General features: G+C 55.8%; 5 protein-coding genes. 3 read left to right on the top strand and 2 right to left on the bottom strand.

What is annotated here, in order from left to right; all coding sequences use genetic code 11:
- Positions 1 to 1,301: 1,301 nt before the first annotated feature.
- Together ABEA08_RS11165 and ABEA08_RS11170 are read right to left on the bottom strand one after the other, a co-directional pair.
- Positions 1,302 to 1,430, bottom strand: a complete 129-nt coding sequence (locus ABEA08_RS11165; RefSeq protein WP_345335387.1) for a hypothetical protein — start codon at positions 1,428 to 1,430, stop codon at positions 1,302 to 1,304.
- A 216-nt stretch (positions 1,431 to 1,646) separates the two neighbouring features.
- A complete protein-coding gene (locus ABEA08_RS11170; RefSeq protein ID WP_345335388.1) occupies positions 1,647 to 2,648 on the bottom strand; it encodes a helix-turn-helix transcriptional regulator in 1,002 nt (333 codons plus the stop codon).
- A 356-nt stretch (positions 2,649 to 3,004) separates the two neighbouring features.
- Between ABEA08_RS11170 and ABEA08_RS11175 the strand changes: the two genes are divergently transcribed.
- The 3 genes from ABEA08_RS11175 to ABEA08_RS11185 all read left to right on the top strand — a co-directional run bounded on the left by ABEA08_RS11175 (position 3,005) and on the right by ABEA08_RS11185 (position 5,886).
- Positions 3,005 to 4,513: a glycerol-3-phosphate dehydrogenase/oxidase gene (locus ABEA08_RS11175; protein ID WP_345335389.1), complete on the top strand. Its 1,509-nt coding sequence runs from the start codon at positions 3,005 to 3,007 to the stop codon at positions 4,511 to 4,513.
- A 114-nt stretch (positions 4,514 to 4,627) separates the two neighbouring features.
- Positions 4,628 to 5,584: a phospholipase A gene (locus ABEA08_RS11180; protein ID WP_345335390.1), complete on the top strand. Its 957-nt coding sequence runs from the start codon at positions 4,628 to 4,630 to the stop codon at positions 5,582 to 5,584.
- A gap of 11 nt (positions 5,585 to 5,595) precedes the next feature.
- Positions 5,596 to 5,886, top strand: a complete 291-nt coding sequence (locus ABEA08_RS11185; RefSeq protein WP_345335391.1) for a putative quinol monooxygenase — start codon at positions 5,596 to 5,598, stop codon at positions 5,884 to 5,886.
- Positions 5,887 to 6,000: the final 114 nt, after the last annotated feature.

Raw genomic sequence — 6,000 nt, forward strand, 5'->3', positions numbered from 1 at the left:
AAGGAGAATTACATAAATAAAAGTTAGAAAATATTTTGGCTTATATTTACGTTAATTCGCGTGAGCGTTTCCTACAAGCCTTCACTTTTTCGTAACAAAAGCCAACCAGCATGTTGCTAAATTACGTGCCGGGCGATGCAGCATAAACCCGATTTTGAGCCTCCCCAATGTGGCGCAGTGACGCCTATTGACGCCCCCCCCAAAAAAAGCCCCAACGGCAGACAGAGAGAAAATATTCAACTCACCTTCTGAGCATACGACGCAAAGCCGTTCCGTCCTTGCCCGCCCCTCATCAACTCGGCTCTCAGCGCGACTGTGTCAAACCGCGCTGAGTATCGACACGCGCTCAAAACCTTAATGTGTCCCCAGCCACTTTCGCCGAGCGGCTGACTCACCCTGCCTCCTTGCCATCCGCCCCAAGCAACCCTTCACAATCCCGCTGATGAGACAAAAGCGGGACTCCGAAGAGTCCCGCATCCAACCCGGTATATCCAACTTCGGTCTTTTTTGATAACTAGTCGAAATGATAAGAAGTGACAGAGGATGCATGAATAAAGCTCACTGTGTCGGAACTATCCTCCTGCAAAGAGTTATTGACGTTGCGCGACATACAGTTCCAACCGATAGCCCAGTGTTAATCAACTCACCTTCACATGGTGCACCAAAGCTCGCAACCCCACCACTCCTGGCAATTGCAGTAAGCCAAATTTAACTTTCGGAGTCCTAAATATCGGGCTGTTTGGCAACGACAAAGGTACCGAACTCGTCGGCAAGCTTGACTGCTTCATGCTTAAACGCGGCGGTCTCAACTTTAGGATACACCTTGATTGCCGATGGTCACCTCGGCAAGCGGTCTTTTCCACTTAGCTCTGTTTCCAGGATAACCGGAACCTCAATAGGACGGGTTAGGATTAATGAAGACTAAAATGGCAAACAAAGGTGAACGGTTACGCAATCAAGGGAAGAAACTTCTATCGGCGTTCAAGCACCCCAAAATCACGCAGGTCGTGCTCGCAAGCACCACTGACTGCAGAACGCTCACGAAACAGACATACACAGAAAAAGAGCACCTTAAGATGGCGCCCCAAACGACTTAATTGCAAATAATTTTAGTGCTTCGAGCGATCGTCTGAAGCGAGCCGTTCAGCCAGTCGATCGATCACTCTATCGACCCACGGACTCACGATCGGAACTAAACAAGCGGACACAATTAACGCACTGAACATCATACACACCACCAAACGGCTTAGTCGCCGACACATTAGACTTTAGTCTAAAGCGTAGCAGCTCAGTGTGCCTCGTTAGTCGATCTTTTCACCAAAGCGTCGCTCGATCGCATCAACCACAAAACGCCAGGCAAACGACAGAGGGGCTCGAACGATCCGAGCCAGTGGGATCGCCAATAAACACAGCAGTACCATTTCGATCATCTATGACTCCTGCCAGTAAAGGCGAATTCAGGATAGGGGAACGCTTCCCAAGCGACGCCATCCTAGCAGTGCGATATGGCAAAATACATGGTCGTTCTGGCCTAGATGGCGCGAAAACTCAGCCTTTACATGCCAACCCACTGAAGAATTGTCGTTAATTTTTTTTGTGATCAACCACACATCTTGCTCGATTAAGCAGTGTTCGCCGACGCTGTGCTAGACCAAACAACGATTAAGCAGTCCGACGAGATGCAATTGGCTTCGACATCGGGTCTTTGTCAGTATCTGACGGATATGGCTGCGCACCGTACTTTCTTCGATGCTCATTTCTCGTGCGATCCGCTTCGCTGGCATGCCAGATGCGAGACCAAAGGACACCTGCGCCTCTTTGGGCGACAAACCAAACCAATCCTGTAGCAACTGAGGGGAGCGGCCAGGATCGGACAAACTAAGCGATCGCAACGTCATCAATAGCAGAGGTTCGCTCCGTGGAGAGCCCGTCCAGCGCTGGCAATGCGCCAGCCACAACGCATGTTGCGGACCAAGCAACAGACTCTTAGCGGCGCCTTCTCCCGCTTGCCACCGATAGAGCAGTGACTGCCAACGTTCATGTTGATGACCTTCGCTAAAGCCGATCTGTCCAGAGCGTACGGTGACCCAAGCCGAATTTAACCATTGCTGACCTAACTCACTGGCATGATGCAGCTCGCCCGACAGAGTGGTTAACAGCCAAGTTTGGCTAGGCGCCGCGGCGACCGGTACCGGCGTACCCTCCTGCCAATACCGCTCTGAGCCAGAGCACAGCCATGCGTCCAGCTGCGGTCCGATCTCCGCCGCACAGATCGAGAGCCGATCCGCCTGCGCACAATACAAACACAAAATGCATTCCTGCAGCTGAGAGTGCGCTAACGCCAGTCGCAAAACATAAAGACACTGGTCATGCTCCTGCCCCATCAACGGGATCGCCTCATGCCTTGCCATCACCTGCTGATGCAACGACCCAAGGCGCTGCTGCGCAAACGCCACCTGTAGATCGGTGGCATTCACTTGTGCGACCAATTGCTCTGGCAGCCCATCCTGGCCACGGGTAAACACCACCGCGCTGGAGGCGCGGGTTTGCTCACACAACTTGGTTAATGCATCCAGCCAGTCCGGCTGGATCCAATGCCCACCGCCACTACCGTCTGCGATGGTGGAGCCAAGTCTTGATCTCGTCATGCATTCATCCTTAAACACATAGAAACGGATTCAACTCATGCTCTCCTCAATGTTGGGGAGATCATAAACACGGACAGTGCACTAAGGTTCATGGGTCTGAGCCGAACTTGACTCTTTCCCAACAAGGACGAACCTCCGTTCACCCTCTCGGAGTCAACTGCGGCGATGGCTTTCCTCCAAGGACAACCCTCACGGCACTTTCAGTGCCGTATTTTTTTTCGACAACGTCGCCAATCACAATTAACGTTAACGTAACAGAGGGATACTATTGATGTCTCCCCTGTTTCAGTGCGAGCCAACATCAGCCTCAACAACCCGCCTCGCGCCGCCAGCAGATAGGGAGTTCGACCCAAGGTATGTTGCCAAACCTTTCCGAAGCAGTCGCCACAAGCCGCCAAGCCATCGCCAAGACCGAATCGTACGATCTGATCGTGATAGGTGCCGGGATCACCGGCGCTGGGATCGCACGGGAGAGCGCCCGACTCGGGTGGAAAACCTTACTGCTTGAGCAAGGGGATCTCGCCAGTGGCACCTCCAACTTTAGCTCCAAGATGGTACACGGCGGCCTGCGCTACCTGATCCAGGGCAACTGGCGCCTAACCCGCGAGGCCGCTCAGGCGCGGGAGAGCCTGCTGCAACGCTGGCCCGATCTGGTGAAGCCTTTGCCCTACTACTATTTGCAAAACGAACGCAGCCTGATCACCCGCTTTAAGCTGACAGCGGGTCTTTGGCTCTATCACACGTTAGCGGCCGCCGAAGACGCGCATCGCCCCCGATATCTGTCGCCAGCAGCATTGGCCGAACACTTTCCCGCCCTTTCCTTCCCAACCGGCACCGCCGCAAGCCGCTACTATGACGCGATCTGCGACGACAGTGCACTGGTACTGAGAACCCTACAAGAGGCCGTCAACTACGGCGCCCAACTCAGCCACTATGCCAGCGTCAGCGAGCTGTTAACCGAGGGCGATCGGATCGCCGGAGTAACCGTGCGGCTCGATCAAAGCCAATACACACTGCCCGCAAAAATGGTGATCAACGCCACCGGAGTCTGGGCCGATCAATTCACCTCTCTGCCAGCTAACTTGCGTCTGCGCCCTCTGCGCGGCAGTCATCTGCTGTTTGCCGCCGCCGACCTGCCCCTTCCCGCCGCGCTGACCCTGCAACACCCCGAGGATGGCCGTGTGGTGTTTTGCTACCCCTGGGCGGGCGGCAGCGTGCTCGGCACCACAGATCTCGACCATCTCGCCGACAAATGCCAACCAACACAGATGAGCCAGGAGGAGCAGAATTATCTGCTTGCGCTGCTGCCCCAACTGGGACTTAAGCGCAGCATCAAACCGATCGCCTGTTGGTCCGGTCTTCGTCCGGTACTGGCCGAACAAGGTGATAGCCAAGCGCCCTCTCAAGCCAGTCGCGAGCACCTGATCTGGCAACAACCAGGGCTGGTCAACATTACCGGCGGCAAGCTAACGACCTTCGCCAGCATGGCGGAGGAGGCCCTAGCGATGGCTGAGCAGCAGGGTAACCTGCCGCCCCGATCCCCTCAGGCCGACACGCCGTTACGCCCCGACAAACCGAGTCAGGCTGCATGCCCAGCAGGGCCACTCGACGCCGAGGCGTTACGCTACTGGTCAGGCGCGGGCGCCATCGAACGACTGTCCGATCTGCTGCTGCGCCGTACCCGCCAAGGCTTAATACTGGGTCGGCAATTAGAGCCGCTTCAATCCCAGATAGAGCAGCTGTGTCAGCCTCTGGCGTGGTCTTCCGCCCGCTGGCAGCAAGAGTGGGCCCACTACTGGCGCGAGTTTGAGCATAATCATGGCTGCCACGATAGCCTCGACGCTTCAGCCAAGCGCTCCGCTTAACCAACCTCCAAGTCCCTGCGCACCCGCAAGGCCTTGTCTGCGTTGATCAAAGCAAGATAAGCTGAGCACTCGGCGGCGTCTGCCGCCCTCTCATCGTGTCACAAGGAGCCGACCATGAGCCTCTCTGCCGCTGTGATCCTACTTCTGGCGAGCAGCTACAACGCAGATTGCCTGCAACGTCTACTCGACCAAGCGGATCCAGCGCTCACGCTTGAACAGCTGCGCAGCCGCTGCCAACAAACCCCGTCACAGGCGGAAGCGGCACCGGACCCACTGGATCAACGGCTCCAGTCGGAGCAGCGAGCCGCCGACAGGCGCTTTGCCCTCAACGCCCACCACAACAACTATCTGCTGCCCTTTAGCTATAACCATGCGCCCAACCGCACACAGTGGGAATACAGCCCCGGCGAGATGGATAGCTGGGAGATGCAGTTTCAGCTCAGTTTCAAGGTGCCAATCACCCCAGCCTGGTTCAGCCAACAGGGCCGCCTCTTCGTGGCATACACCAACCAGAGTTGGTGGCAGGCCTACAACAAAACCGTCTCAGCCCCATTTCGCGAAACCAACCATATGCCTGAGCTGATCTACCTGCATCAGCCCGCCAACTGGCAATGGGCCAATTGGGATATTCAGGCGTTGAGTCTCAGTTTCAATCATCAGTCTAATGGCCGATCCGGCCTGCAGAGTCGCAGCTGGAATCGGATCATCGCTGGCATGGCGATCGCCAACGGCCCTTGGATCATTGGCCTCAATAGCTGGTATCGATTAAAGGAAGATCCCAAGGAGACGCCCGACGATCCACGCGGTGACGACAACCCGGATATCCTCGATTACATGGGCCACGGCGAATTGATGCTGCTGCACAAACAGCAGGATCGCGTCCTCAGTCTGCGCACCCGCGGTAATATTGCCACCGGCAAAGGGGGTATTGAGGCCGGCTGGAGTTTCCCATTGCGAGGCAAGCTGCGTGGCTATGTCCAAGCCTATTATGGCTACGGCGAAAGCCTGATCGACTACAACGCCAAAGCTGAGCGGATCAGCCTTGGCATTGAATTTACCCCTTGGCTATAAGGACCACCACCATGTCGAAAAAGATCTACTGCACCGCGCAGTTTCAGCCCAAACCCGGCCAGGAAGACGCCCTATTTGCGGTGCTGCAGGCGCTTGAGCCCAACACCCTGCGCGAGGACGGGTGCTTGCAATACATTGTCACCCGCCACCGGTCCAGCCCCTTTGCCGAGGGCGAGAGCTTGCCCATTGTGTTTCATGAGATCTGGGCCGATCAGGCCAGCTTTGAGGCACACTGCCAGCGCACTGAGATCCAACAGTTCTTCCAGCGTCACTGCGTCGATGCCGATGGCCTAAATAACTGATCCTAATTGTGCTCCACTATCTGCAATCCATGACCACCACCCGGGAATGGTGAGGCGTTGTTCATGAAGTACTTCACCCGCCGGATCAGTTGCCACATGTGCTTGCATCGATGA

This window comes from Ferrimonas pelagia, assembly GCF_039543565.1.
GTDB classification, from domain to species: Bacteria; Pseudomonadota; Gammaproteobacteria; order Enterobacterales; family Shewanellaceae; genus Ferrimonas; species Ferrimonas pelagia.